This is a genomic window from Streptomyces sp. BE303 (assembly GCF_036290945.1).
In the GTDB taxonomy this organism is placed as follows: Bacteria; Actinomycetota; Actinomycetes; order Streptomycetales; family Streptomycetaceae; genus Kitasatospora.
In genome coordinates, this window is the sequence record NZ_JAQYWZ010000836.1 from 1 (window position 1) to 282 (window position 282).

Consider the following 282-nt stretch of genomic DNA (forward strand, 5'->3'; position numbering starts at 1 on the left):
CGAACCGCCGGGATCCGCATCATCCCCCAGGAACCCGAGATCATCCCCCACGTCTCCGTCGCCGAGAACGTCTACGCCGGCTCCCTCCCCCGCAAAACCGGCCGACGCCTCGACCGCACCGAACTACGCCGCCGCATCACCGCCGACCTCAAACGCCTCGGCTTCGACAAAGTCCTCGACCCCGACCTCCTCGGCTCCCAACTCACCCCCGCCCAACGCCAACTCGTCGAAATCCTGCGCGCCCTCACCGGCGACGCCAAAGTCATCGCCTTCGACGAACCC

General features: G+C 67.7%; 1 protein-coding gene. It reads left to right on the forward strand.

What is annotated here, in order from left to right; all coding sequences use genetic code 11:
* A partial coding sequence (locus PUR56_RS43640; RefSeq protein WP_329951179.1) for an ATP-binding cassette domain-containing protein occupies nt 1–282 on the forward strand: 282 nt, incomplete at both ends.